This is a genomic window from Bradyrhizobium acaciae (assembly GCF_020889785.1).
Lineage (GTDB): Bacteria > Pseudomonadota > Alphaproteobacteria > Rhizobiales > Xanthobacteraceae > Bradyrhizobium > Bradyrhizobium acaciae.
This window is the reverse complement of record NZ_JACMYK010000111.1, coordinates 1-23,911: the sequence shown is the minus strand read 5'-3', so window position 1 is coordinate 23,911 and position 23,911 is coordinate 1. Positions and strand designations below refer to the sequence as shown.

At 63.2% G+C, this 23,911-nt stretch carries 26 protein-coding genes and 1 tRNA gene; 15 read left to right on the top strand and 12 right to left on the bottom strand.

Annotation, left to right across the window (positions count from 1 at the left end):
- Both thiL and H8A92_RS30225 read left to right on the top strand, forming a co-directional pair.
- The coding region (thiL, locus tag H8A92_RS30230; RefSeq protein WP_229199115.1) for a thiamine-phosphate kinase at positions 1 to 683 on the top strand (683 nt) is incomplete at its 5' end.
- A 218-nt stretch (positions 684 to 901) separates the two neighbouring features.
- On the top strand, positions 902 to 3,022 hold the full coding sequence (locus H8A92_RS30225) for a sodium-translocating pyrophosphatase (RefSeq protein WP_229199114.1): 2,121 nt from the start codon (positions 902 to 904) through the stop codon (positions 3,020 to 3,022).
- A 90-nt stretch (positions 3,023 to 3,112) separates the two neighbouring features.
- Here H8A92_RS30225 and H8A92_RS30220 read toward each other — a convergent pair whose 3' ends face one another.
- Genes H8A92_RS30220 through H8A92_RS30205 form a run of 4 tightly spaced genes read right to left on the bottom strand, consistent with a single transcriptional unit; the run spans position 3,113 to position 5,822 of the window.
- The gene (locus tag H8A92_RS30220; protein ID WP_229199113.1) at positions 3,113 to 3,856 is read right to left on the bottom strand and encodes a hypothetical protein; all 744 of its coding nucleotides are present in this window, start codon (positions 3,854 to 3,856) and stop codon (positions 3,113 to 3,115) included.
- 32 nt (positions 3,857 to 3,888) lie between these two features.
- On the bottom strand, positions 3,889 to 4,602 hold the full coding sequence (locus H8A92_RS30215; protein WP_229199112.1) for a hypothetical protein: 714 nt from the start codon (positions 4,600 to 4,602) through the stop codon (positions 3,889 to 3,891).
- 14 nt (positions 4,603 to 4,616) lie between these two features.
- Entirely contained in the window at positions 4,617 to 5,192 is a 576-nt protein-coding gene (locus H8A92_RS30210) for a hypothetical protein (RefSeq protein ID WP_229199111.1), read from the bottom strand.
- Positions 5,193 to 5,225: 33 nt separating this feature from the next.
- Positions 5,226 to 5,822 carry a hypothetical protein gene (locus tag H8A92_RS30205; RefSeq protein ID WP_229199110.1) on the bottom strand — a complete coding sequence of 199 codons (597 nt, stop codon included), beginning with the start codon at positions 5,820 to 5,822 and terminating at the stop codon, positions 5,226 to 5,228.
- A 262-nt stretch (positions 5,823 to 6,084) separates the two neighbouring features.
- On the opposite strand from H8A92_RS30205, the gene H8A92_RS30200 reads away from it, so the two are divergent.
- On the top strand, positions 6,085 to 6,240 hold the full coding sequence (locus tag H8A92_RS30200) for a hypothetical protein (protein WP_008129438.1): 156 nt from the start codon (positions 6,085 to 6,087) through the stop codon (positions 6,238 to 6,240).
- A gap of 152 nt (positions 6,241 to 6,392) precedes the next feature.
- Here the strand turns inward: H8A92_RS30200 and H8A92_RS30195 are convergent, their stop codons facing one another.
- Complete coding sequence (locus H8A92_RS30195; protein WP_229199117.1) at positions 6,393 to 7,334, bottom strand: Bug family tripartite tricarboxylate transporter substrate binding protein; 942 nt, start codon at positions 7,332 to 7,334, stop codon at positions 6,393 to 6,395.
- A 223-nt stretch (positions 7,335 to 7,557) separates the two neighbouring features.
- Complete coding sequence (locus H8A92_RS30190) at positions 7,558 to 8,040, bottom strand: outer membrane protein assembly factor BamE (protein ID WP_420831386.1); 483 nt, start codon at positions 8,038 to 8,040, stop codon at positions 7,558 to 7,560.
- A 134-nt stretch (positions 8,041 to 8,174) separates the two neighbouring features.
- On the opposite strand from H8A92_RS30190, the gene H8A92_RS30185 reads away from it, so the two are divergent.
- From H8A92_RS30185 to H8A92_RS30160, 6 genes are all read left to right on the top strand, one after another.
- Positions 8,175 to 8,726, top strand: a complete 552-nt coding sequence (locus tag H8A92_RS30185) for a ubiquinol-cytochrome C chaperone family protein (RefSeq protein ID WP_229199108.1) — start codon at positions 8,175 to 8,177, stop codon at positions 8,724 to 8,726.
- A complete protein-coding gene (locus tag H8A92_RS30180; RefSeq protein ID WP_229199107.1) occupies positions 8,723 to 9,316 on the top strand; it encodes a YceD family protein in 594 nt (197 codons plus the stop codon). Before H8A92_RS30185 ends, H8A92_RS30180 begins: the two co-directional genes overlap by 4 nt.
- Positions 9,317 to 9,639: 323 nt before the next feature.
- A complete protein-coding gene (gene plsX / locus H8A92_RS30175; protein ID WP_229199106.1) occupies positions 9,640 to 10,701 on the top strand; it encodes a phosphate acyltransferase PlsX in 1,062 nt (353 codons plus the stop codon).
- Positions 10,698 to 11,675 (top strand): beta-ketoacyl-ACP synthase III, encoded by a 978-nt coding sequence (locus H8A92_RS30170; protein WP_229199105.1) that lies wholly within the window; start codon positions 10,698 to 10,700, stop codon positions 11,673 to 11,675. The genes plsX and H8A92_RS30170 overlap by 4 nt, the downstream gene beginning before the upstream one ends.
- Before the next feature lie 130 nt (positions 11,676 to 11,805).
- The gene (locus tag H8A92_RS30165; protein WP_035631661.1) at positions 11,806 to 12,141 is read left to right on the top strand and encodes an integration host factor subunit alpha; all 336 of its coding nucleotides are present in this window, start codon (positions 11,806 to 11,808) and stop codon (positions 12,139 to 12,141) included.
- A gap of 128 nt (positions 12,142 to 12,269) precedes the next feature.
- Positions 12,270 to 12,863 carry a MerR family transcriptional regulator gene (locus H8A92_RS30160; RefSeq protein ID WP_229199104.1) on the top strand — a complete coding sequence of 198 codons (594 nt, stop codon included), beginning with the start codon at positions 12,270 to 12,272 and terminating at the stop codon, positions 12,861 to 12,863.
- 10 nt (positions 12,864 to 12,873) lie between these two features.
- Here H8A92_RS30160 and H8A92_RS30155 read toward each other — a convergent pair.
- Both H8A92_RS30155 and H8A92_RS30150 read right to left on the bottom strand, forming a co-directional pair.
- Positions 12,874 to 12,951: transfer RNA gene (locus H8A92_RS30155), tRNA-Pro, on the bottom strand.
- 131 nt (positions 12,952 to 13,082) lie between these two features.
- The gene (locus H8A92_RS30150; protein ID WP_229199103.1) at positions 13,083 to 13,595 is read right to left on the bottom strand and encodes a MarR family winged helix-turn-helix transcriptional regulator; all 513 of its coding nucleotides are present in this window, start codon (positions 13,593 to 13,595) and stop codon (positions 13,083 to 13,085) included.
- Positions 13,596 to 14,048: 453 nt separating this feature from the next.
- On the opposite strand from H8A92_RS30150, the gene H8A92_RS30145 reads away from it, so the two are divergent.
- The 3 genes from H8A92_RS30145 to H8A92_RS30135 all read left to right on the top strand — a co-directional run bounded on the left by H8A92_RS30145 (position 14,049) and on the right by H8A92_RS30135 (position 17,583).
- Positions 14,049 to 15,584, top strand: coding sequence for a porin (locus H8A92_RS30145; protein ID WP_229199102.1), 1,536 nt, complete (start codon positions 14,049 to 14,051; stop codon positions 15,582 to 15,584).
- Between the two features lie 480 nt (positions 15,585 to 16,064).
- Positions 16,065 to 16,244 carry a hypothetical protein gene (locus H8A92_RS30140; RefSeq protein ID WP_229199116.1) on the top strand — a complete coding sequence of 60 codons (180 nt, stop codon included), beginning with the start codon at positions 16,065 to 16,067 and terminating at the stop codon, positions 16,242 to 16,244.
- A gap of 376 nt (positions 16,245 to 16,620) precedes the next feature.
- Positions 16,621 to 17,583: an SDR family oxidoreductase gene (locus H8A92_RS30135; protein WP_163162416.1), complete on the top strand. Its 963-nt coding sequence runs from the start codon at positions 16,621 to 16,623 to the stop codon at positions 17,581 to 17,583.
- Between the two features lie 60 nt (positions 17,584 to 17,643).
- Here H8A92_RS30135 and H8A92_RS30130 read toward each other — a convergent pair whose 3' ends face one another.
- From H8A92_RS30130 to H8A92_RS30115, 4 genes are all read right to left on the bottom strand, one after another.
- Positions 17,644 to 18,111: a GcrA family cell cycle regulator gene (locus H8A92_RS30130; RefSeq protein ID WP_229199101.1), complete on the bottom strand. Its 468-nt coding sequence runs from the start codon at positions 18,109 to 18,111 to the stop codon at positions 17,644 to 17,646.
- A gap of 49 nt (positions 18,112 to 18,160) precedes the next feature.
- Entirely contained in the window at positions 18,161 to 18,361 is a 201-nt protein-coding gene (locus H8A92_RS30125; RefSeq protein ID WP_066514059.1) for a hypothetical protein, read from the bottom strand.
- Between the two features lie 163 nt (positions 18,362 to 18,524).
- Entirely contained in the window at positions 18,525 to 20,351 is a 1,827-nt protein-coding gene (locus H8A92_RS30120) for an AMP-binding protein (RefSeq protein ID WP_229199100.1), read from the bottom strand.
- 215 nt (positions 20,352 to 20,566) lie between these two features.
- Positions 20,567 to 21,508, bottom strand: a complete 942-nt coding sequence (locus H8A92_RS30115) for an acetamidase/formamidase family protein (protein WP_229199099.1) — start codon at positions 21,506 to 21,508, stop codon at positions 20,567 to 20,569.
- A 66-nt stretch (positions 21,509 to 21,574) separates the two neighbouring features.
- Between H8A92_RS30115 and H8A92_RS30110 the strand changes: the two genes are divergently transcribed.
- From H8A92_RS30110 to H8A92_RS30100, 3 genes are all read left to right on the top strand, one after another.
- Positions 21,575 to 22,369, top strand: a complete 795-nt coding sequence (locus H8A92_RS30110; RefSeq protein WP_229199098.1) for a YdcF family protein — start codon at positions 21,575 to 21,577, stop codon at positions 22,367 to 22,369.
- 92 nt (positions 22,370 to 22,461) lie between these two features.
- Entirely contained in the window at positions 22,462 to 23,244 is a 783-nt protein-coding gene (locus H8A92_RS30105; RefSeq protein WP_229199097.1) for a DUF169 domain-containing protein, read from the top strand.
- Between the two features lie 161 nt (positions 23,245 to 23,405).
- The coding region (locus H8A92_RS30100; RefSeq protein ID WP_229199096.1) for a saccharopine dehydrogenase family protein at positions 23,406 to 23,911 on the top strand (506 nt) is incomplete at its 3' end.

Below are 23,911 nucleotides of genomic sequence, written 5' to 3'. Positions count from 1 at the left end.
CCCGGGCGCTCGGCGAGGACGCCGGCCATTTCGGTTGCCCGCTGCTCGGCGGCGACACGGTCTCGACGCCGGGGCCGCTGATGATCTCGATCACCGCGTTCGGCCGGCTGCCGCAGGGCAGGATGGTGCATCGCGCAGGGGCAAAGGCGGGTGACCGCGTGTTCGTTACCGGCACGATTGGCGATGCCGCGCTCGGTCTCGATCTGCTCCGGGGCGGTCCGGTCGCGGTTGATCTGGCGGACGATGCGGCCGGTCGCGATTTCCTTGCCGCCCGCTACCGTGTTCCGCAGCCGCGCAACGCACTTGCCAACGCCGTCCGCGCCCACGCCAGCGCGGCGATGGATGTATCCGACGGTCTCGCCGGCGATCTGGCCAAGCTGTGTGCAGCCAGCGGTGTGACCGCCGTGATCAACGTGCCGAGCATCCCGTTGTCATCTGTGGCCGCGGGGCTGCTCGCGCGCAAGGCAATCGGGTTCGAGACCCTGGTGGCCGGCGGCGACGACTACGAACTGCTGTGCGCGGTCCCCGGCGATCGCGCGGACGCATTTTTGCGGGAGGCACGGCAGGCCAAGGTCGCGGTGACCGCCATCGGCGGTCTCATTGCAGGTTCGTCGCCGCCAAGCTTCCTCGATGGGCAGGGCCGGGAACTGGCGCTGAAGCGGCTGTCCTATAGCCATTTCTAGAATTGCCGCGCCTGACGGCGCCGATTTTCCTTCTAAATAGCTGCCGATATCGGCGTTTTCGGCCACAGGTGGCGTTGCACAGCGGTAACGATTTTGGCAAGGTCGCGCCCGATTTGAGGCAATCCGTTTTTGGGGAGGGTTGTCCTCGCAAAATAAGCGCCTGCCGCCCCCTAGCGGCACAAATGGGCGCGGGGGTTACATCAAGGATCTGAGGCAACATGACAGCTTTATGGTTGATTGTGCTCTGCGGGGCGCTTTCCATCGTCTACGCGATCTGGGCGACGCAGTCGGTCTTGAACGCGGATGCGGGTAATCCGCGCATGCAGGAAATCGCGGGCGCGGTGCGCGAGGGCGCACAAGCCTATCTGCGGCGGCAATACACGACGATCGGAATGGTCGGTATCGTGATCTTCGTGCTGCTGGCCTACTTCCTGGGCCTGCTCGTGGCCCTCGGATTTGCGATCGGCGCGATCCTCTCGGGTGCCGCCGGCTTCATCGGCATGAACGTCTCGGTGCGAGCCAACGTCCGCACCGCGCAGGCGGCGACCACCTCGCTCGCCGGCGGCCTCGAGCTCGCCTTCAAGGCGGGCGCGATCACCGGCATGCTCGTGGCTGGTCTGGCGCTGCTCGGCGTCACCATCTACTTCATGATCCTGGTCAAGTTCCTTGGGCTCGAAGCCGGCAGCCGCACCGTGGTCGACGCCATGGTGGCGCTCGGCTTCGGCGCCTCGCTGATCTCGATCTTCGCCCGTCTCGGCGGCGGCATCTTCACCAAGGGTGCTGACGTCGGCGGCGACCTCGTCGGCAAGGTCGAGGCCGGCATCCCCGAGGACGATCCGCGCAACCCGGCCACCATCGCCGACAACGTCGGCGACAACGTCGGTGACTGCGCCGGCATGGCGGCGGACCTGTTCGAGACCTATGCGGTGACCGCGGTCGCCACCATGGTGCTCGCGGCGATCTTCTTCGCCAAGACCTCGATCCTGGTGAACATGATGACGCTGCCGCTCGCGATCGGCGGCATCTGCATCATCACCTCGATCATCGGCACCTTCTTCGTCAAGCTCGGCGCCAGCCAGTCGATCATGGGGGCGCTGTACAAGGGCCTGATCGCCACCGGCGTGCTGTCGCTGGTCGGTGTCGCGGCCGTCATCAACTGGCTGATCGGCTTCGGCAAGCTCGAAGGCGCCGAGTTCACCGGCATGGCGCTGTTCGAATGCGGCGTGGTCGGTCTGATCGTTACCGGCCTGATCATCTGGATCACCGAATACTACACCGGCACCGACTATCGTCCGGTGAAGTCGATTGCGGCGGCCTCGGTCACCGGTCACGGCACCAACGTGATCCAGGGCCTGGCGGTCTCGATGGAGGCGACTGCGCTGCCCGCGATCGTCATCATCGCCGGCATCCTGGTCACCTACAGCCTGGCCGGCCTGTTCGGCATCGCGATTGCGACCGCCACCATGCTGGCGCTGGCCGGCATGATCGTCGCGCTCGACGCCTTCGGACCGGTCACCGACAACGCCGGCGGCATCGCCGAGATGGCGGGGCTGCCGAAGGAAGTGCGCAAGTCGACCGACGCACTCGACGCGGTCGGCAACACCACCAAGGCGGTGACCAAGGGCTACGCGATCGGCTCCGCCGGTCTCGGTGCGCTGGTGCTGTTTGCGGCCTATAACCAGGACCTCAAATTCTTCATCAGCGACGCCAACGCCCATGCCTACTTCAAGGGCGTCAACCCGGACTTCTCGCTCAACAACCCCTACGTGGTTGTCGGCCTGTTGTTCGGCGGCCTGCTGCCGTACCTGTTCGGTGCGATGGGCATGACCGCGGTCGGCCGTGCTGCCAGCGCGATCGTCGAGGAAGTGCGCCGTCAGTTCCGCGAGAAGCCCGGCATCATGCAGGGCACCGACAAGCCCGACTACGGCAAGGCGGTCGATCTTCTGACCAAGGCTGCGATCAAGGAGATGATCATCCCGTCGCTGCTGCCGGTGCTGTCGCCGATCGTCGTCTACTTCGTGATCTATGCGATCGCGGGCGGCGGCGCGGCGGGCAAGTCGGCGGCATTCTCCGCGGTCGGTGCCATGCTGCTCGGTGTCATCGTCACCGGTCTCTTTGTGGCGATCTCGATGACCTCGGGCGGCGGCGCCTGGGACAATGCCAAGAAGTACATCGAGGACGGCCACTACGGCGGCAAGGGCAGTGATGCCCACAAGTCCGCGGTGACCGGCGATACCGTCGGCGATCCCTACAAGGACACGGCGGGTCCGGCGGTGAACCCGATGATCAAGATCACCAACATCGTGGCGCTGCTGCTGCTGGCGATCCTGGCGCACTAAAGCGCGCGACTGGCGAAACCGAAGACCCCGCGGTGTGAGCCGCGGGGTTTTTTGTTGTGCGCAGTTCGTCCCGGAGCGGCGGCGCCGCGCTCACAGTGCATCATTGCGGACGATGAACCGGCCGGACGCACGCACGTCGGGCGCATGGGCGGTGCTTGGTGCCCGTGTTTCGCCGAACAGGTGTTGCCACCAGGAGCGGCCTGCTGTGGCGAGCAGCGAACACTCTTGATAGGGACAGGGCGGCGAATCGGCGACGTGAGCCTTGTCGATCTGCCGCCCGAACTCCTCGGACAATAATGTCTCGATCGATTTCAAGTCGTATAAGGCGGCATTCCTCGCTTTCAGAGACGGGCAGCCTTGCCCCTCATCCAAGGTCATTTCGGCAGCGTCGCTTGTCCTCCGGACCGAAAAGCCAACCAGCACGTCCGCTGGAACCCCCGTGATCAGCTGATCCGCAAGTCCGAGGACATAGACACCGGCGATTTTCGCGCCTGGCTGGACGCGCAAGTTCCATTGGATCGACTCAAAACCCGCCAGCACGATGAACACCGGCGCGGTTTCGTTTGACACGACAATGTCCTGTCGCCCGACGCGTTTGGTGCTGTGCGGGATATGGAAGTCGCTCTGAAGACTTCCGGAAGAGGCTTGGTAGACAACCGTCGACACGTTCTCCGGCAGATGGAAACGGCATGACCCGAGCGTCGGGATCGTTTCGTCGGCGGGCGCCTCTTTGCCGGCGTTTGCAACTGTGCCCGCAAGGACGAGGCCAATTGCGGTCACCAGAGCCAGTCTGGGTAGCTCGCTGGCAAACGGCGAGCGGCGAGGGGTGCGCATGTCCGTTGTTTCCGGTTCGCCCCGAAAGATATTCAGCGCACGATCAATCTGGCCGATGTCCTGATAACGCTGTCGGTCTTGGGAGCCGGTTCTTCCGCCTTAGCGCCGCCGAACATGCGGGCCCAAAACGAAGGCTTGGGTTTGTCGGCGACTTTACCGCTACGTTGACAGAGGAAGTAGCTGCAATCCTCATATCCGCTGTTGTAGTGCTCATCCGGGTAATGACTGAACTCGGCGTTGAGCATCGCGCTCAACGCCTTCATGTCGTCACTCCACCCGCTCTTGCTGGTCGGGCAATCAAGGCCCTTACCACCACCGTCGAAAATGGAAAAGCCGAGCCTTGTATTCGCTGGAAGGTTGCTGACGATCTGGTCTCGGTAGCCGAGCACAAGCGCTCCGGCGACGTCCGCTCCCGGATCGATCCTCAAATCCCATTCGGTGGGCCCGTAGGAAACGAGCACGATGAAGAGCCGCTTATCCCGCTTCGGGACGACGATCGGCTGTCGCCCGAGATGAGTATCTTGTTCGTGGAACAGGCGGTAGCGGCTCGCCACCGAACCACCATACGTATAGTAAACGATCGTCGTGACGTCCCTGGGCAGGTTCAGCCGGCACGATCCCAAATTCGGTGCAGGGGGCTCGTCCGCGGCAGCCAATGCCGGGGATGACGGTACGGTCACCAACGCCGCCACGCCAAGCAGGGCGGCAACGACGATCACAACGAACGGCCTGGTCCAACTCCCCATATTTCAACCCTCGCTTATTGGCTCTTGTAGAGCCGGTCGTACCGTTCCCGATCGTCCTGAGCCTTCCGGGCGTATTCCTCGTCGATCGATTTGCGCATCTGCAGGATTTGCGGAGCAGCGCGCAACGAGACGCGCGCCATCGGCCGGGAGATGTTGGCGATGGAGAACAGCCGGTTGCGCAGCTTGGCGTCGATCTGTTCAGCCAAAGCTGAACCGTAGAGATCGGCGAACGCCGGATTGTCATCCAGCATCTTCTTGACCTCGTCGCGCTTGTCGTTGTTGGGTGGCAGGACGGCGACGGTGACAAGCGAACCCTTCTTGTCGGTGGCGGTCGTCGCGGTGAGACGAAATGTTTCCTTGCCTGCATCGTTCTGCAGCGCCCAGACCGATAGCTTGTCGTTCTCCCGCCAATGTCTGACCTTATGGTTCGCGAATATGATCTCCGGCAAATCGATCTCGTCGATCAGATGGTTCACCTCGGAGACTGGCATCGCATAGACGCGATTCGCGTCCGCGCCCGAGCCGACCCCGAGGTAAACCGCGAGCGCCATGCAAAGCGTCAACAGCCCGAACGCAGCTCGTATCCCCATGTGACGGATCCTTATCGTTGCAATCGGCGAGCGTCAGTTCCAATTGTTTTTGGCGGCAAGCTTTCGAGCCGTCTCGATCGACAGGCCGGGTGGATCGTCGTAGTTGGCGGCGAAGCCCTGCGCCAAATACTGCGCATCCTCGCTGCAGGCGCCTCCGGACGGACTACGATCAAGGTAGCGCGCAGCCTCCTCGACCCGCTCATTGTCGAATGAGCGCTTTTCCATTGCCGACTCGATGAGTTCGGCGATCGCCGGACGTATCGGCTGCTTCAGTATCGGATGGCTGTAATTCTGCGTGCCATCGTATTTTTCACGGCCGTTGCTTTCGAGAGGCACGCTGAGCTTCAGCGTCACGCCCTTGGGAGATTCGGTCACGACGACGTTGAAGGTAAGAACGTCCTTGCGGTTTGCCCGCGCCGTCCAGGTCACCGTATGGTCGTCGGTTTTAACGCTGCCGAAGTTGAACAGCACGCCGCAATGGCGGGCGTAGCGGAAGCCGCCGCTGTCGGAATTGTCCAGGCGGCGCACCGCTTCAGCGACGTCGAACGGGTATTCCTTGGGCTCGGACTTGCAGCCCGCCAGCGCGATGCTCCCGCAAATCAGCGTCGCAAGAATTCGCAATGAAGGCATGATCCCTCCGCACGACATGCCCTTAGCGAATAATCCGACATGACTAAGAGATTGGTGTGCGGGCCTGCCTGCATTTGCTCCTTATCGCCAATATCCTAAACCGCGTATTAACTCGATAATACAACTTCGAGCGGCCGTAGCCAAAATGAGGTGGGCAGGGAAAGCCAAAAAACCCCGCGGCGTTGCCGTGGGGCCTTTGTTTGGCACCAACCTCGTTTGCTGCATATTCGCGAACCAGACGCAGACAGTACGGAGATCCATCATGTCGCTATCATCCGCCCGAAACTATGCCCTCCGCGCCGCCAAGTCGCAGGACCAGAAGGAGGCCGCCGAACTGTTGTCCAAGGCGATCCTGGAGCTGGCGTTGGCGATCGAGGCCACCGATGCCAAGGTCAAGAAGATCAACAAGTCTTCGTAGGATCGGTAGGGTGGATCAGCGGAGCGTAATCCACCAATAGAGTCTCGCAGCGTCATTGCGAGCGGAGCGAAGCAATCCATCGTTCCGCAAAGTGGAGGTATGGATTGCTTCGTCGCTGTCGCTCCTCGCAATGACGGCGGTGGCAACGGCCGCTACTTGACCTCCATCTGGAGCCCTTCCTTCTCGATGATGGCGGCGAATTTCTTCGTCTCGGCATCGACGAAATCGGAGAATTGCTGCGGGGTGCCGTAGTCGGTGCGCGCGCCCATGCCGCTGATGTTCTTCCTGACGTCGTCGCGCGCCAGCATCGCCTTGATCTGACGATTCAGCTCGTCGACGACAGGCGTCGGCGCCGTCTTCGGCAGGAACACGCCGAACCAGGACGCGACGTCGAACTTGGCGAGCTCCGGCGCGCCCTCGCGCATGACCGGCAGATTGGGCGCGGACTCGCTGCGCTCGGGCGTGGTGACGCAGAGCCCCTTGAGCTTGCCGTCCAGCACCTGCGGCAGCGAGGGATAGAGATTGTCGAATAGGATCTGGATGTCGCCGGCGAGCGCCGCCTGCAATGCGGGGCCGGCACCGCGGAACGGGACATGCGTCATCTTCAGGCTGGTGAGTTGCAGGAACCAGGCGCCGGTGAGGTGAGGGCTCTGTCCGGTGCCGGATGAGCCGTAGGTGAGCTTGTCGGGGTTCTTCTTCAGATAGGCGATCAGTTCGGGGATCGACTTGATGCCGGTCGATGGATGCGCCGAGACGATGTTCGGGATCCGGATCATGTTTGAGACCGCCTGCAATTGGTCGGCCTTGTAGGTCAGGTTGCGGAAGATGCTGTAGGCGATCGCGTTGGGGCCGGGATTGCCGATCAGGATGGTGTGGCCGTCACCCTTGCTGCGCGCGACCTCTGAAGTGCCGATGGTGCCGCCGGCGCCGGAGCGATTCTCCACCACCACCGACTGGCCCCAGAGCGGCTGCAAATGCGCGGCCAGTAAACGTCCCATCACGTCGGTCGAGCCGCCGGCCGCGGCCGGCACGATGATCCGGACCGTCTCGGTCGGCCGCCAGTCACCGGCGCCGAGACCGGCACGCGGCAGCATCGATGCAGCCGACAATGCGGCCGCGCCCGACAATACCGTACGACGGGAAAATCTCTTGGCCCTCACGCGCTTGCCCCCTGCTCAGACTCTCTTGTTTGTGAGCAAGCGTAGGGGACCGCTTGCCCGTCGGGCAAGCGCGGCAACTTGGCGCAGCTTGAGTATCAGGCTCCGGTTCGACGCGTCGTCTTCACGCGAACCGGAATCCGCTTCGTTCGAAAATGCTCTAGTTGAAGCTCAGCAGCTTGAACAGCGGTGTCAGGTAAGACATTTCCTGGCCCGACGTCGGCGTGGTGCGGCTGACGAAGTCGAAGATCTTGCCGTCCTTCAGGCCGTAATTGGCGAGCCGGCGCACCTGGCGATTCTTGTCGAAGTAAACCGCGATCACGCGCTGGTCGACCACGTGCTGGTTCATGAAGGCGACCGGGCGCGAGGTCCGTTGCGAGATGTAGTAGAACACCTCACCATCCAGCGTTGCCACCGTCGAGGGCGTGCCGAGCACGATCAACACCTGATCCTGGCTCGCGCCGATCGGAATCTGCTCGAGCGCCCCATCGGGCAGGATGTAGCCCTTCTGGAATTGTTCGCCGGTGCAGCCGCCGAGCGCCGCCGCGGAGCAGATGAGGCCAACCACCGCGATGGCACGGAAGCGCGAAAGGAACCCGCGCGCGGAAGCCACGCGAGACTGTCTTGGAAGGGTGTGGTTCATCGGCGGAACTGATCCGTCCTCTTGCATCGGCCGGGGCATTGACGTACCGGGCAGCTCAATGGATTGCAATCGTGCCGAGCGCCACGGGCGACCCCTCAACAGGGTCTTTTGGGGACCGGCAGCCGGAACCCGTCATGCTTTGGCCGTTCAATCACTTCAGAAAACCCCGGGTGCCCGCGCGCAGCACCATTGAGACCATCTATGGCATGATCGTGACGCAGGCGCGAGAACCGTTGTTTTACCGTGACTTGGGCGTTCCGGACACGGTTAATGGCCGTTTTGATCTGCTTCTGATGCATCTGTGGCTGGTGCTGCGGCGATTCAAATCCGTCGAGGGCGGCGTGGAGCTGTCGCAGGCCCTTTTCGACCATTTCTGCATCGACATGGACGACAATCTCAGGGAAATGGGCGTCGGCGACCTTACGGTGCCCAAGCGCATGCAGGCGTTCGGCGAGGCCTTTTACGGCCGTACCGCAGCCTATGATCTGGCGCTGACCGATGGCGAGGGGGCCTTGGCCGAGTCGTTCTGCAAGAACATCCTCAATGGCCAGCACATCGATAAGGCGCGCGAACTGGCCGCCTATGCCCGCGAGGCGATGGCGGTGCTGGCGCAGGCCGACCTCGCGGCGCTGACCAAGGGCGCGTGGCGGTTTCCGGCGCCGCAGGTTGCGGGGACCCCGGCATGACCAGCGACACCACAGGACGGCCCGATGCACCGCGCAACCGCGACCCTTGGCGCGAGCTGGTCAATGTCGCGCAGATCCCCGAGACCGGCCTGCATCGTGAGATCTCGGCCGACGAGGCAGCGCGCAAGGCGATGGCCGAGGTCGCGGAGCTGCGTGAAGTCATCTCTGCGCATGCCGAGTTCGATCTGCAGCCCAAGCGCGACGGCAGCTACCACGTCACCGGCCGCGTTCAGGCCCGGATCGGGCAGACCTGCGTGGTGACGCTCGATCCGATCGAGAGCGAGATCGACGAGCCGATCGACGTGGTGTTCGCGCCGCCCGAGCAGATTCCCGAGATGGCCGATCTGGTCGACGACGCCGAGGACAGCGATGAGGAAACGCCGGACCCGCCGGAGCCGATCGTCGGCGGCTTCATCGATCTCGGCCGGCTCGCCACCGATGCGCTGTTTCTCGGCATAGACCCGTATCCGCGCAGGGCGGATGCGGTCTTTGAACAACAGGTTGAAGCGCCTGATCCGGAAAATCATCCCTTCGCCGTGCTGAAGGCGCTGCAGGACAAGGCCAACGGCAAGAAGCCCAAGGGGAATTGAGGGCAGTTGAGGGCAGCTCGCGCCAACATTTGAGGGGATGGCTTGTCTGCAGGCTTGCGCGAGCGGTGTCTGGTGTCACTTCAAATAACCGTCATAATACATTGAAATACAATGCATTTCCTGGTATTGTTCGACCGCGGTGTGTAACGGTTCGGCGAGTCCATCCTTTGCGGCCAAGAGGTTGTGCCGGACCGTGGACACGCTATTGTCGCGGCCCGGCCGGGACCCGATTTGGTGTTTGGCCGCGCGCCGTTGACGGCGGTGACTTCAAGCTCGCGGTCTTCGTCTGAAGGGCTGTGGGAGAGCAGGCTTCCGGGACGTTCATGCCTCAAAAGGTTCGAATCGCGCTTGACGCCATGGGGGGCGATGTCGGCGCATCGGTCGTCATACCCGGCGCCGCGATTTCGTTGAGCCGTCATCCCGACAGCGAATTCCTGCTGGTCGGAGACCGGGCCCAGATCGAGCCGGAGCTGGCCAAGCATCCGGCGCTGAAGGCGGTATCGAAGGTGATCCATACCGACGTGGCCGTGAAGAATGACGAGAAGCCGAGCCAGGCGCTGCGGCGAACCCGCCGTGCCTCGTCAATGTGGCTCGCGATCGACGCGGTGAAGCATGGCGAGGCCGATGTCGCGGTCTCCGCCGGCAACAGCGGCGCGTTGATGGCGATGGGGAGCCTCAATCTGCGGACGCTGCCCGGCGTCGACCGTCCGGCGCTCGCCGCGGTGTGGCCGACGCTGCGCGGCGATTCCGTGGTGCTCGATCTCGGCGCCACGATCGGCGGCGACGCCCGTCATCTGGCGACGCTGGCAGTGATGGGCAGCGCCATGGCGAGCGTGCTGTTCAACCTCGAACGGCCGACCGTCGGCCTGCTCAACATCGGGTCCGAGGAGATGAAGGGGCACGGGGAAATCCGCGAGGCGGCCGAGATGCTGCGCGCGATGAACTCGCCCCAGTTCAACTATGTCGGCTTCGTCGAGGGCGACGCGATCGGCAAGGGGCTGACCGACGTCATCGTGTCGGAAGGTTTCAGCGGCAATATCGCGCTCAAGGCCGCCGAGGGAACCGCGCGCCAGATGTTCACGCTGCTGCGCGAGGCGATGTCGTCGAGCTGGCTTGCGCGGATCGGCTATCTGCTTGCCCGCGGCGCGTTCCAGAAGCTGCGCGACAAGCTCGATCCCAACAAGTCGAATGGCGGCCTGCTGCTCGGGCTCAAGGGCGTGGTGGTCAAGAGCCACGGCGGCACCAACGCGGAAGGCTTTGCCTATGCGGTCGATGTTGGCTATGAGATGGCCCACTTCGATCTCCTCACCAAGATCAATCAGATGTTAAACCGCGACGGTAGCGCGCTGGTGCAGGCGCAAACCGCGCAGGAGGCTGTCTCGTGACTGCGATACGTTCGGTAGTGCTCGGCTGCGGCTCATACTTGCCGGAGCGGGTTTTGACCAATGCCGAACTGGCCAGCCGGATCGACACATCGGATGACTGGATCGTTCAGCGCACCGGTATCAGCGAGCGCCACATCGCGGCCGATGACGAATTCACCTCGCATCTTGCGATCAATGCGGCGCGCGCCGCGCTCGCCGACGCCAACATCGACGCCCAATCGATCGACCTGATCGTGCTGGCGACCTCGACGCCCGACAACACCTTTCCGGCCACCGCCGTCGCAGTCCAGCACGCGCTCGGCATCAACCACGGCGTTGCCTTCGACCTGCAGGCGGTGTGTTCCGGCTTCGTCTTTGCGCTGACCACCGCAGATAATTTCCTGCGCGCCGGCAGCCACAAGCGGGCGCTGGTGATCGGTGCCGAAACCTTCTCGCGCATCCTCGACTGGAGCGACCGCGGCACCTGCGTGCTGTTCGGCGACGGTGCCGGCGCGGTCGTGCTGGAGGCGCAGCAGCATTCCGGCACGATCAGCGATCCCGGCGTGCTAACGACTCATCTGCGCTCCGACGGGCGCCACAAGTCCAAGCTGTTCGTCGATGGCGGCCCTGGCTCGACCAAGACGGTCGGATATCTCCGGATGGAGGGCCGCGAGGTGTTCAAGCACGCCGTCGGCATGATCACCGACGTGATCGTCGATGCGTTCAACGCCACCGGCCTGAACGCCGACGACATCACCTGGTTCATCCCGCACCAGGCCAACAAGCGAATCATCGATGCGTCGGCGCACAAGCTTCATATTGCGCCGCAGAAGGTGGTCTTGACGGTCGACAAGCACGGCAACACCTCGGCGGCCTCGATCCCGCTGGCGCTGTCGGTCGCGGTGAAGGACGGACGCGTCAAGAAGGGCGATCTGGTGCTGTTCGAGGCGATGGGCGGCGGCTTCACCTGGGGCTCGGCGCTCGTGCGCTGGTAGCGCATCGTCAAAGAGTATCGGCAGGGTGCCGCCATCTTTCCGGCGCCCGGATGCTGGTCGCTGTTGACCATTGCGCGCTAAGCTTTTAATTTCAGTCAAGAAATTGTTCGCCGAGAGTGCGGGGCAGGCGATGACCACGGGAACCGGAAAAACAGTTACGCGCGTCGATTTGTGTGAGGCGGTCTACCAAAAGGTGGGTCTGTCGCGCACGGAATCGTCGGCGTTTGTCGAGTTGGTGCTGAAGGAGATCACCGATTGCCTGGAAAAGGGCGAGACGGTGAAGCTGTCCTCATTCGGCTCCTTCATGGTGCGCAAGAAGGGCCAGCGTATCGGCCGCAATCCGAAGACCGGCACCGAGGTGCCGATCTCGCCGCGGCGGGTGATGGTGTTCAAGCCGTCGGCGATCCTGAAGCAGCGGATCAATGGCCATGTCGTCACCAATGGCGACGGCAGCAAGGCCGATTAGAGCGTTTTCAAGCGAAGTGGATACCCGGTTCGCGTGAAGAAAACGCGGCAGAACTAGAATCTGGGGCCCGGTTCCGACCCAATCGGAACGGACGAGGCTCCAGGCATTGAAGCCAGAGGAGCGGGCATTTGGACAAGGCGCCGGATGCGTTCCGTACCATCAGCGAAGTCGCTGACGAACTCGATATTCCCCAGCATGTGCTGAGATTCTGGGAAACGCGCTTCGCGCAGATCAAGCCGATGAAGCGCAGCGGCGGACGCCGCTATTACCGGCCCGACGACGTCGACCTGCTCAAGGGCATCCGCCGGCTGCTCTATGGCGAGGGCTACACGATCCGCGGTGTGCAGCGGATCCTGAAAGAGCATGGCATCAAATCGGTGCAGGGCATTGCCGACCAGACTGCGGCGGTTTCGTTCGGCGCGGTCGAGGAGGCGGTCGGCAACAGCATGGCCGAGCCGGACGATCCCGAGAGCAATGACGGCCTCGATTTCGACGGCGAGGAGGGCGACGGCGACGAGAAGGGAATCGACTACCGATTCGTCGATCCTGACGAAGATCCGATCCTGTCGACCTACAAGGCGCACGCCCACCCGGGGAAAGCGTCCGCGTCACCGCCGGCGCGCCCCTCCGTTCCGTCGGTGGATCGGGAGCGGCTCGAACGCGTGTTGCAGGAGCTGGTTGCCTGTCGACAGATGATCGACGCGGCGATGAAGGACGGCTGAATTTAAAGAATGGTCGGAGCGAGAGGATTTGAACCTCCGACCCCTAGTCTCCCAGACTAGTGCGCTAACCGGGCTGCGCCACGCTCCGATGCCGTTCCATTAGCCGCGATCCTGTGTTCGCGCAAGGCGGAGTAGGCCTTATAATGGCTGCCATCCGGGCGGCATCGGTTCCCTGAAAGCACTCGACGGCGCTATTTCCGCCCAATGCGGCCCGCCGTGTCAGTTCTCGATATCCATCGCGGCGATCAGGCAGGCCTTTTCCAGGCGATTGTTGAGCATCGCAAGCTTGGCCGTGAACTCGGCCAGTTCAGCCTCGCTGAATTCCTCGAACACGGTCTTCTTGAACGCCTTGTGCTGCTCGGCGAGGCCCGCCAGATGCTTTCTGGTCTTGTCGGTCAGCGACAGCCGAACCACGCGCGCATCGGCCGGGGAGGGCGAGCGATGCAGCAATTCCTTCTGCTCGAGCAGCTTCGACTGCGTGGTCACGAACGACGGATCGACGTGCAGCAGCTTCGACACCACGTTGATCGGAACGCCGTCATCCTTGTCGAGATCCGAGATGGCGATGAGAATCATCCACTGCGGACCGCTGACGCCAAGCGCCTTGCCCCAGAGCTGGCGGACGCGTTCGAGATGCGAATTGATGGACGAGATCTCGAGCGTAAAGCGCTTGATGATGTCGAGATGCTCGATGGCGCGCAGGCGCGTCGTATCCTTCCTGGTCACTGACACAGCTTCCCCTTCCCTAGGTGCCGACTCAGCTTTGTGCTGATTTATTTCTTGATTCCCGCTCGGCGCGGCATTTTTTCTCGTAAGTCGCTCAGGAAGGCAAGTGAACGTAAAGCAATTATGATGCTCACGTGACGATTGAGCTTTTTGAGGTGCGACAAATTTGCCCATGGATGCAAGGGGCTTAGGGGCAGCGTTGCTGACGAGCCACAGTGTGGCCGCATTCGCATTCCTGACTTTATAAACTATTTTGATTGGCGAACTCGCCAATGCATATTGAACCCGGCGGTAGGGGAATCTCGATCGTCCCGTTGCGGTGATCGTTCAAGTCCGTCGCACACCACAGATTGATCTGAGGGTGCGGGGTTTGGGGAAAACGGTCTTGGACAATGCGGGAGGATCACGGGGCGCTCGCGGCCTCGGACTCTCCGCATATGAGCAACTTGGAGGTTTAATATGAAATTGGCGAAGAGCCTTATTCTGAGCTCGGCTGCTGCGCTGGTCGCGGTCGGCGGGGCGCAGGCGGCCGATCTTCCCGTGAAGGCCAAAGCGGTCGAGTACGTGAAGGTTTGCTCGCTTTATGGTCCGGGCTTCTACTACATCCCCGGCACCGACACCTGCATCAAGCTGGGCGGCTATGTGCGCGCTGACGTGGTTGTCAACGGCAACGGCGTCTACGGCCCGAACACCAACGGTGCCAGCGGTGCCAACAACCGTTTCACCAACGGCTACACCTGGCGTTCGCGTGAAGACCTGAACATCGATACGCGCACCGCGACCGAGTACGGCGTGGTCCGCACCTATTTCGATGCGGTGTTCACCTGGACCTCGGACACCTACACCGGCCAGGGCAACGGCTCGACCGTCTACTCGGCGATCGGTTCGTCTGCTGCGCCGAACAATGCCGGTTCGGGTAACGTCGCTGCCGGCACGGTCGGCGTCTACTACGCCTTCATCCAGTTCGCCGGTTTCACCATCGGTAAGGCGGTCTCGCAGTTCGCTGCTCCCTGGAACGGTTATCCGGGCAACAACTACGACGCTCTCGTCGGCGGCGTGAACACCACCAACGGCATCAACCAGTTCACCTACACCGCGCAGTTCGGCAACGGCGTGTCGCTCGCCCTGTCGGCGCAGGACCAGGTTGCGTACATGCAGGCTGGCGTGAACAACCTCGGTGTTGGCGGCGCTTACGGCTCCAGCGACTACGCCGGCACGGTCGCGCCGGACTTCGTCGCCTCGCTCAAGGTCGATCAGGCCTGGGGCATCTTCCAGGCGTCGATCGCTGCGCATGACAACCACGCTGCCTACTTCGGCGGCACCGAGTTGACCGGTCATCCCGACGACAAGTGGGGCTGGGCTGGTGCACTGGCCCTGTCGATCAAGAACATCCCGACCGGACCTGGCGACACCATCAACATCCAGGGCGTCTACACCGACGGTGCGACCCGTTACAACATCCAGGAACTGGCCAGCGGCCTCAGCTCGATCGCCATCTACGGCGGTTCGAACCTGCCGGGCGCCTATGGCAGCGTTGGCTTCGGTACGGCACCCGACACGGTGTTCGGTCCCGGCGGTCAGCAGCAGTCCATCAAGACCTGGGGCTTCCGCGGCGCGTACACCCACAACTGGGATCCCTACTGGAACACCAGCTTGTACGGTGCTTACGCTGCGGTCATGTACAACGACACGGCTAAGTCGCTCATCTGCGGCGTCGGCGGCGTCGGTGGCACGTTCCGCGCAGCCTTCGCTGGCGGCGCTGGCGTGACCAGCTGCAACCCCGACTACAACATCGGGCAGCTCGGCCTGATCACCCGTTGGACCCCGGTCAAGAACCTGACCTTCTCGGCAGACGTGACCTACGTCCATCTCGATCAGAAGTATGCCGGCACGATCACCACCTCGTCGGCTGGTATCGGCAAGCCGGTCGCGACCTACGAGCTGAAGAATCAGGACACTGTCCAGATGCTCTTCCGCGCTCAGCGCAACTGGTAATCCCGGTTGAACTGATCAATCCAACAGAACCCCGGCAGGCAACTGCCGGGGTTTTTGTTTAGCGAATATCAGTGGCGGATGGTGCCGCGACTTCGCGCGACATGGTTGCCGGTTGGCGTGAAAGAAACTGCACCAGGCCTGAGTTTATAGAGCTTCCAGCTGCGTCATTTGGGCCCACGCGAACAACGAAGACGAGCCATGCGATTCATTGGCCGCAAACTTATTTACTTACCTGATCTACTAAACTATATACGGACTGGCCAACACATTGAATGATGGCTCTTAGCTTGCTGCTAAGCCTCCCAAACCTCCGGCAATGCCCTGCCGGAGGTTTTTGATTCAAGGCCTCAGCTGCGCCTGGCATCGTGACAAGCGGGCACACGTCTGGCGCCGATTCGACGGCGTCAAGATTTGACGGAATCGATCCGCAGTGCATTCTCGTCATTCATGGGACGCTTCAAGAACAGCCGGCTGGCGCGCATGAGCAGCGGCCACTATTGCTTGATACGGGATCTCGGGCTGGTGAAGGGCGGCAAGGGATTGCGGCACCATGAAGTGGTCATCGACTTCTCGTGGCGCGGCCTCTTCAAGCTGGCGGTGAGCGCCGGCACCAGCGTCCTGCGGCGCCGCGCAACTGTGCGCATCGAGACTGCCGAATAGCGCTTTGCTCAGCGTGAAGCTGTCCTCACCAGCGCCGTGATTTGACGCGGGCTTGCGTGCCGTCTGCAGCGCCGGCGCTGGAAATTCCGGTTGCGATCGCCATCAGCGTTGTCGCGACGAGTCTGTTCAGGATGTTCACGATCATCGTCTCCGATTGTCGATGTCGGATTGTTCGCCGCGCGGAATGGTTTCGTTACGCCGCCGTCTGCTTCAATCTGCTGCGAGCGGCTCACTTGCGCGTGAGGGACGGGCGCCGTTGCTGGGCGATAATTCGCTGATGTAAGGTGCCTCAGCCAAGTGGTTGGGACAGCGATCCGCGCTCCAGCCGAATGAAGAAGAAGCAGGGCAAGAAAGTCAGGGAAGGAACGGATCTCACATGAAGGATTTTGCCGGAAAGATTGCCGTCATCACCGGTGGCGGCACGGGCATGGGGCGCGAGCTCGCACGGCAACTGGTTGCCGAGGGATGCAATGTCGCGATGTGCGACGTCTCGGCCGAGGCGATGGCCGAGACCAAGCGGCTCTGCGAGGTCGAGAAGTTGCCGCAGGGCCTGCGCATCACCACGCACGTTGCCGACGTCTCGATCGAGGATCACTACAAGCGTTTCCGCGATGAGCTGATCGAGCAGCAGGCAACCGACAAGATCCACCTGCTGTTCAACAACGCCGGCATCGGCGGCGGCGGCAGCCTGTTTACCAACACTCGCGAGCAATGGGAGCGCACCTTCAACATCTGCTGGGGCGGCGTCTATCTCGGCGTCCGTACCTTCCTGCCGCTGCTGGTGAAGGCCGACGAGGCGCACATCGTCAACACGTCGAGCGTCAACGGATTCTGGGCCTCGGTCGGTTTGGGCGTATCGCACACGGCCTACAGCGCGGCGAAATTCGCGGTGAAGGGATTCACCGAGGCGATGATCAACGATCTCCGTCTCAACGCGCCGCATGTCAAATGCTCAGTGGTGATGCCCGGTCACATCGGCACCTCGATCGTGTCGAACTCGCGCAAGGTGCAGAACGGCGCCGACCAGCTCAACGTCGACGAGCTCAAGCAGGTCCGCCAGCGGCTGCAAGGGCAGGGCATTGACGTCGCCAAGATGTCGGATGCCGACATCCAGCAGCTGGCGCTGGATCGTGCCCGCATCTTCCACGACGAGGCGCCGACCACGGCGGCGGCCGCCGCCAAGATCATTCTCGACGGTGTCAAGGCCGACCGCTGGCGCATCCTGGTCGGCGACGACGCGCATCTGCTCGACGAGCGCGTGCGCAAGACTCCGGAACAGGCCTACACGCCGGAGTTTTATCAGGACCTCGTCGCGGCGACGGGCTGGAAGGTCGGCTGATCGGTGCTTCGGTTCTGACGGGGTCAGAACCGAAGCTGTTTCCGGCATCGCGCAAACGCGCTACCCGCGCATCGCGCGCTGGCGTGAACCTGCCTGATAGGCGAGGCGGTAATGCCCTGAGCAATAGGGCATGCCGCCGAGCGGCGGGTTGCCGCAGAAGCAGAAATCATCGGCGCCCGGGGTGCTGATCGGCCAGCGGCAGCGCTGCTCGCTGAGCTCGAACAGCGAGCAATTGTTGGCGCTGACGACCGGCGCCTCGTCGGGTTCTTCTTCGTAGACCGCCTGGAGCAACCGGAGCTGCTGCTTCGCAGTCGCCCGTTGCGCGGCGTGCGCGGCTGATTTCTTGCGCCGGGCGCGGCGTTCGTCCGGCGTCGTGCGCATGAGGTTCAGCCGCGACAGCTTGCCGATCACCGCATTGCGGCTGACGCCGATATTGACGGCGATGTCGCGGCAGGAGAGGCCAGCTTCAAAATAGATCTTGAGTTGGTCGACGCGCTCCGGCGTCCAGGTTGGTTCGATAACGATCATCTGACGGTTCCACGTTCTGTGTTGAACCGCCGCGCCGGCACTCCCTGTCTCAGGGCGCGCGACCGTTATCGCGGATTGCAAGCAACCCGTCCTTGATGGCGAGCCGAATGCCTTCCTCGATCAATGTCCGTGCGACGCCCGGGACGCTCGTGCCGTGGGTGCCCTGTCTCACCAGCTTCTCGAGGTATCCGATGGTCGAGAGTGCCAACGTGACCGGGACGCGGTCGGTTTCGGCCTTTTCCGTAGCCATGGTGGAACGCTAACTCTGAACGCCTGTACTGAAAAGTATCTATTTAGAGTCTATTTAGGAATGTGGCGGTCCGTCAAGCCGTCCGCCGAAAAATGCGGATAGCCGCACCGGAGCTCAACTCCAGCGCGGTGACCTCGTCAGATTATTGAGGTGAATGAGATAGTTAGGGCCGTAGTTCGACCTTGACCGGGAACTTCTTGAGAAGCCGCTCAGCGGTTTCGGCCTTGTCCGGCGGCGCCTTCACACTCAGGTACAGCCCGCGGGACGGATCGGTGATGGCGTCGACGCTGACCTCGCCCGACAACCCTTCCAGCGCCAGCAGCTCGCGCGCGGCCTCGCCGGCGGCGATCTCGCGCAGCTTCGGCTTGAAGATCTTGCCGACCGGCGTCACAGGCATCTCCGCAATCACCGACACCACGCGCGGACGCGCCGGCGGCTCCAGGATGTTGTCCTGCACGAAAGCGGCGAGCGCGTTTGGATCGACGTGGGCGCCGGGCTGGGCCGAGACGAACAGCATCGGCACTTCGCCGGCGTAGGTGTCGGGGCGTCCGACGGCGGCGGCAAGCGCCACGCCCGGAAACGCCAGCGCGGCGTCCTCGATCGCGCGCGGATCGATGTTGTGGCCGCCGCGGATGATGACGTCCTTGGCGCGGCCCAGAATGTAGACGAAGCCGTCGGCATCGATCCGGCAGATGTCACCGGTGCGCAGCCAGCCGTCGCGGAACGCCTCATCGGTTTGCTTCTTGTCGACGTAGCCGGCGAACACCTGCGGGCCCCTGGTCAGGAGTTCGCCGACCGGCGACGGCCACGGCCCGGTGTGCAGCTTGTTGCCTTCGAGGATCGCAAGCTCGACCAGCGGATTGCGGGTGCCGACGCTTTCGGCGCGCGGCTTCACGCCGTGCACGTCATGGGTGATGGCGCCGGCGAGCTCGGTCATGCCGTAGAGCTGCTGGATGCAGGCGCCGCCCCAGGTCGCAAGGTAGCGCCGCTCGATCTCCGGCGGACAGATCGAGGCGCCGGTGGCGGTGACGCGAAGGGTCGAGATGTCGCTCTCACCGACCGGAACGTCGGCCAGCGCCCCGAGTATGGTCGGCACATTGCCGGCGATGTTGATGCGGTAGGTCTCGATGATTTGCCAGAAGTTCCGGACCAGCGCCGGATCGCGCGCGCCGGCGGGGCCGGGGATCACCATCGTCGTGCCGGCGGCAAGGCAATTGGCTGTGGTGCAGAACAGGCCGCCGACATGGAACAATGGCATCGTGATCATCGCACGCTCGCCGCGATGGAAGTCGAGTGCCATCCGCGAGGAGACGGTGGAGGCGACCATCGCACGGTTGGTGAGCCGCGCCACCTTGGGATGGCCGGTGGTGCCGCCGGTCGGCAGCATCACCGCGACGCGGTCGGCCTCGCTCATATCCTTCGACTTGCCGTAGTCGTCGCGCCAGGCAGGATCAGGTTGCAGCACCTGGCCGTCGAATGCGATGGCGCCGTCGAGCGGCACGATCACGATGCCTTTGAGCGACGGCACCTCGCGTTGCAGGCCCTCGATCCTCTCATAGAGCCCGCCCGGCATGCCGGGCGGCGGCGCCAGCAGCAGTTTCGCATTGATGGCATTGAGCTGGGCGGCAATCGCTTCGCGGGTGAACAGCAAATTGAGCGGCTCGCCGACACCGCAGGCAGCGGCGCCGAAGATCGCGACGACGCTCGCCGGACAGGCCGGCAGGAGGATCGCGACCGCATCATCCTTGCCGATGCCCTGGCTGCGGAAATAGTTTTCGGCGGCCTTGATGCAGCCCATCAAATGATCGTTCGAGATCACGACCGGATTGGGATCGAGCGGCGAGCGCAGATAGATCGCGCCTTCGGCGTCCGGCGCGGCCTGCGGGCCCCGGGCAATGAGATCGAGGATGCGCGGGCAGGCGGCGAGCGTCTCCTGCATCTCCTTGTCACGCGCAGCCTCGTCCGCCGGCGAAAGCCTGTCCTTCAGCATGTCCGTCCCCGTCCATTTTTGTTCGTTGGGACCGGGATTGTATCGAGCGGCGCTTGCCGAACACAAGTGCGGCTCTTCGTCATTCCGGGGCGATGCGCAGCATCGGATCCTCAGATGCGCAATTGCGCACCGGGGATTCTCGATATTGGCTTGCAAGCCTAACAATCTCGAGATTCCGGGTTCGCATCTGCGATGCGCTCCGGAATGACGAATGGTCAGCCGTGGACCACCGATTTGGCGATCATGCAGTGAATGCCCTTGGAGCCGTTGACCGTCTGCGTCACGCGCAGGTCGGCGGCCAGGCTGCACAGCGTGTAGGCGTCCTCGCGCGACAGATTGCGCTTCTCGCCGAGCAGCACGATCATGTCGCGCAGCGCCCGCACCACGCACTGGTCGAGATCGGGGTCCATCGCCATGGTCATGTAATGATCAGCGGTCTCGGCCCGTGGATAGGCGAGCTTGAGATCCTTGCGCAAGGTGAGGCGGAAGCGCCCGGTCAGCGCGGTCTCGATCGCGGTGACGCAGACCTCGCCGTCGCCCTGCACGCCATGGCCGTCGCCGCAGGAGAACAATGCGCCCGGCACGAACACCGGCAGGTACAGCTTGGCGCCGGCCCCGAGCTCCTTGTTGTCGAGATTGCCGCCCATCGCGCGCGGGATCAGCGAGGAGATACGGCCCCAGGCCGGCGGCGGCGAGACGCCCATCACGCCGAAGAACGGTTTCAGCGGCAGGTCGAGCCCCCAGGGCATGCGGCCGACCATGCGCCCGCGATCGAGCGGGATGTTGAGGATGCGGGTCTCGTGGAAATCGTCGGGCAGGGTGCCGGACAGCGGCTTGATCAGGTTGTAGCCCCAGTCCTGGCGGAGCTCGACGTCGAGGATGTCGACCTCGAGCACGTCGCCGGGCTCGGCGCCGCTGACGGCGATCGGGCCGGTCAGGATGTGCCCGGGCACCATCCGCTCGTTCTTCGCATGGATGTCGTCGAGCTCCGGCGGCACATAGAACTTGCTGCGGTCGGGCACCACGTCGGCGCCGCCGCTGACGGTCTCGATCGTGACCTCGTCGCCGCTGGCGATCGTGAGGACCGGCTTGAGCTTTGCTTCGAAGAAGCCCCAATGGCAGGTTTCAGGACTGGATTTCAGGTGATGATGGGTCATGTGACGGCTTTTGATTGGTTTCCCAGCAGCGTATGACGCTGTAGCAGAACTTCGCAGAGGCTTCCCTTGTTTTTTGCGCTCTCCAAGACGCTCGGCATCATGCTGCTGCCGATCAATTTCCTGATCGGTATCGGCGTGATCGGCGCCGTGCTGTTGTTGACGCGGTTTGCACGCTTCGGCCGCCGGCTGATGGTTGCCGCACTGCTGCTGCTCGCGATCTGCGGCTTCTCGCCGCTCGGCAATATCCTGATCTCCACACTGGAGCAGCGCTTCCCGCCATGGGACGCCTCGCGCGGCGCGCCCGACGGCATCATCGTGCTGGGCGGCTCGATCGATGCCGATTTGTCGGTCGCGCATGCCACGCCTGTCGTGCGCAGTGCTGCCGATCGCGTCATCGCGGCGGCGGCGCTCGCGCGCAAATATCCGAACGCGCGGCTCGTGTTCACCGGCGGCAGCGCCAACCTGATCTCGAACGATGCGCGCGAGGCCGACTATGCCGCCGAGATGTTCGAGAGCCTCGGCATTCCCGGATCGCGATTGATCATCGAGCGCCGCTCGCGCAACACGGTGGAGAATGCCGAGTTCTCCAAGGCACTGGTCGATCCCAAGCCGGGCGAGCGCTGGCTGCTAGTGACCTCGGCCTATCACATGCCGCGTTCGGTCGGCTTGTTCCGCAAGGCGGGATTCAATGTCGAGGCCTATCCGGTCGACTGGCGCGTCGGCAATGTCATGAGCTTCGCGACGCTTGCGATCGAGGGTTTATCGCGTACCGATCTCGGGACACGGGAGTGGATCGGGCTGGTCGCGTATCATCTGGCCGGCAAGACCGATGATTGGCTGCCCGGACCGGCCGCGCGTTGAGCCGCAGCACGAGCTTGTCGCTTCCCTTGTCCAATCGGGCTAACATCACGCCAACAGGCGGCGCCAAGCCGCCGATCACGGGAGTTTTCGCCATGCAACAGCAGACATCGCCGGAACAGTTCGACCTCGGCGCGATCGTCACCGACCTGAACAATCTGCTGCGGCTGAAGACCACGGTCATCGGCATCAAGATGTTCGCGCGCGTCGAGGAGATGGAAGCGATCCCGAAGATCCGCCGTCCGTCGGCGGTTCATACCACCGACCAGATCGTGAGCATGGCCTCTCGGCTCGGCTGGACCGTCGGCATCACCGGCGACGATCTGGTCGGCGCGCAATGCCGTGCGGTGATCGGGCTCGCACCACAGGACGAGAAGTGGCTTGCCGGCGAGAACTATGTCGGCGTCTGGCACGGCACGGCCGAAGACGCACGCAAGCGGCAGGAGGCGCTCGACGTGGTGCCTTACGGCCGGTACCAGGCAATGGCGGTGAGCCCGCTGACCAGCGGCCGGCTCAATCCGCCCGACATCTGTCTCGTCTATGCGACGCCGGGACAGATGATCATCCTGATCAACGGGCTCCAGTACACCGGCTACAAGAAGTTCGAATGGGGCGTGGTCGGCGAGACCGCTTGCGCGGACTCCTGGGGCCGGGCGCTGAAGACCGGCGAGCCGAGCCTGTCGTTGCCGTGCTTCGCCGAGCGCCGCTACGGCGGCGTGCCCGACGAGGAGATGCTGATGGCGCTGCCGCCGGCCTATCTGGTGAAGGCGATCGCGGGTATGAAGCAGCTTGCCAAGAACGGCCTGCGCTACCCGATCGCGCCCTATGGCATCCAGGCCGACGTGCGCGCCGGCATGGGCGTGTCGTACAAGAAATAGCGGCGTCCTCGGCGTCATTGCGAGGATCTCGGGACAAAATTGCACGGCAATTTTGCGCTGAAGCGACGAAGCAATCCATTTCACCGCGCGGCGATTATGGATTGCTTCGCTTCGCTCGCAATGACAAAACGGGCAAATTCCGTGCTATGGGAGCCTGATCCATGTCCTCGTCGAAACTCGATATCGTCGTCTATGGCGCGACCGGCTTCACCGGCCAACTGGTCGCCGAATATCTCGCGGCGAACTATGGCAACAGTAGCCTGAAATGGGCGATGGCCGGGCGCAGCAAGGACAAGCTCGCCTTGGTTCGCGATGCGATCGGTGCGCCTTCGGACACGCCGCTGATCGTTGCCGATGCCAGCGACGCCGCGTCGCTGAAGGCGATGCTGGCGCAGACCAAATCGGTGATCTCGACGGTCGGTCCGTATCAGCTTTATGGCAATGAGCTGATCGCAGCCTGCGTGGAAAGCGGCACCGACTATTTCGATCTCTGCGGCGAGCCGGTCTGGATGCGGCAGATGATCGACAAGCACGAGGCGGCGGCAAAGGCCAGCGGCGCGCGCATCGTGTTCTCCTGCGGCTTCGACTCGGTGCCGTTCGAGCTCGGCGCATTCTTCGTGCAGGAAGAGGCCAAGCGCGTGTTCGGCGCGCCGGCCGCGCGCGTCAA

Bases quoted from the DNA above. Each gene is read 5' to 3' on its own strand.
- H8A92_RS30165 (WP_035631661.1), top strand. From the start codon at position 11,806: ATGACCACGGGAACCGGAAAAACAGTTACGCGCGTCGATTTGTGTGAG.
- H8A92_RS30220 (WP_229199113.1), bottom strand. From the start codon at position 3,856: ATGCGCACCCCTCGCCGCTCGCCGTTTGCCAGCGAGCTACCCAGACTG.
- H8A92_RS30145 (WP_229199102.1), top strand. From the start codon at position 14,049: ATGAAATTGGCGAAGAGCCTTATTCTGAGCTCGGCTGCTGCGCTGGTC.
- H8A92_RS30135 (WP_163162416.1), top strand. From the start codon at position 16,621: ATGAAGGATTTTGCCGGAAAGATTGCCGTCATCACCGGTGGCGGCACG.
- H8A92_RS30190 (WP_420831386.1), bottom strand. From the start codon at position 8,040: ATGAACCACACCCTTCCAAGACAGTCTCGCGTGGCTTCCGCGCGCGGG.
- H8A92_RS30215 (WP_229199112.1), bottom strand. From the start codon at position 4,602: ATGGGGAGTTGGACCAGGCCGTTCGTTGTGATCGTCGTTGCCGCCCTG.
- H8A92_RS30130 (WP_229199101.1), bottom strand. From the start codon at position 18,111: ATGATCGTTATCGAACCAACCTGGACGCCGGAGCGCGTCGACCAACTC.
- H8A92_RS30195 (WP_229199117.1), bottom strand. From the start codon at position 7,334: ATGCTGCCGCGTGCCGGTCTCGGCGCCGGTGACTGGCGGCCGACCGAG.
- H8A92_RS30185 (WP_229199108.1), top strand. From the start codon at position 8,175: ATGCTTTGGCCGTTCAATCACTTCAGAAAACCCCGGGTGCCCGCGCGC.
- H8A92_RS30105 (WP_229199097.1), top strand. From the start codon at position 22,462: ATGCAACAGCAGACATCGCCGGAACAGTTCGACCTCGGCGCGATCGTC.
- H8A92_RS30225 (WP_229199114.1), top strand. From the start codon at position 902: ATGACAGCTTTATGGTTGATTGTGCTCTGCGGGGCGCTTTCCATCGTC.
- H8A92_RS30205 (WP_229199110.1), bottom strand. From the start codon at position 5,822: ATGCCTTCATTGCGAATTCTTGCGACGCTGATTTGCGGGAGCATCGCG.
- H8A92_RS30115 (WP_229199099.1), bottom strand. From the start codon at position 21,508: ATGACCCATCATCACCTGAAATCCAGTCCTGAAACCTGCCATTGGGGC.
- H8A92_RS30180 (WP_229199107.1), top strand. From the start codon at position 8,723: ATGACCAGCGACACCACAGGACGGCCCGATGCACCGCGCAACCGCGAC.
- H8A92_RS30210 (WP_229199111.1), bottom strand. From the start codon at position 5,192: ATGGGGATACGAGCTGCGTTCGGGCTGTTGACGCTTTGCATGGCGCTC.
- plsX (WP_229199106.1), top strand. From the start codon at position 9,640: ATGCCTCAAAAGGTTCGAATCGCGCTTGACGCCATGGGGGGCGATGTC.
- H8A92_RS30140 (WP_229199116.1), top strand. From the start codon at position 16,065: ATGAGCAGCGGCCACTATTGCTTGATACGGGATCTCGGGCTGGTGAAG.
- H8A92_RS30200 (WP_008129438.1), top strand. From the start codon at position 6,085: ATGTCGCTATCATCCGCCCGAAACTATGCCCTCCGCGCCGCCAAGTCG.
- H8A92_RS30120 (WP_229199100.1), bottom strand. From the start codon at position 20,351: ATGCTGAAGGACAGGCTTTCGCCGGCGGACGAGGCTGCGCGTGACAAG.
- H8A92_RS30125 (WP_066514059.1), bottom strand. From the start codon at position 18,361: ATGGCTACGGAAAAGGCCGAAACCGACCGCGTCCCGGTCACGTTGGCA.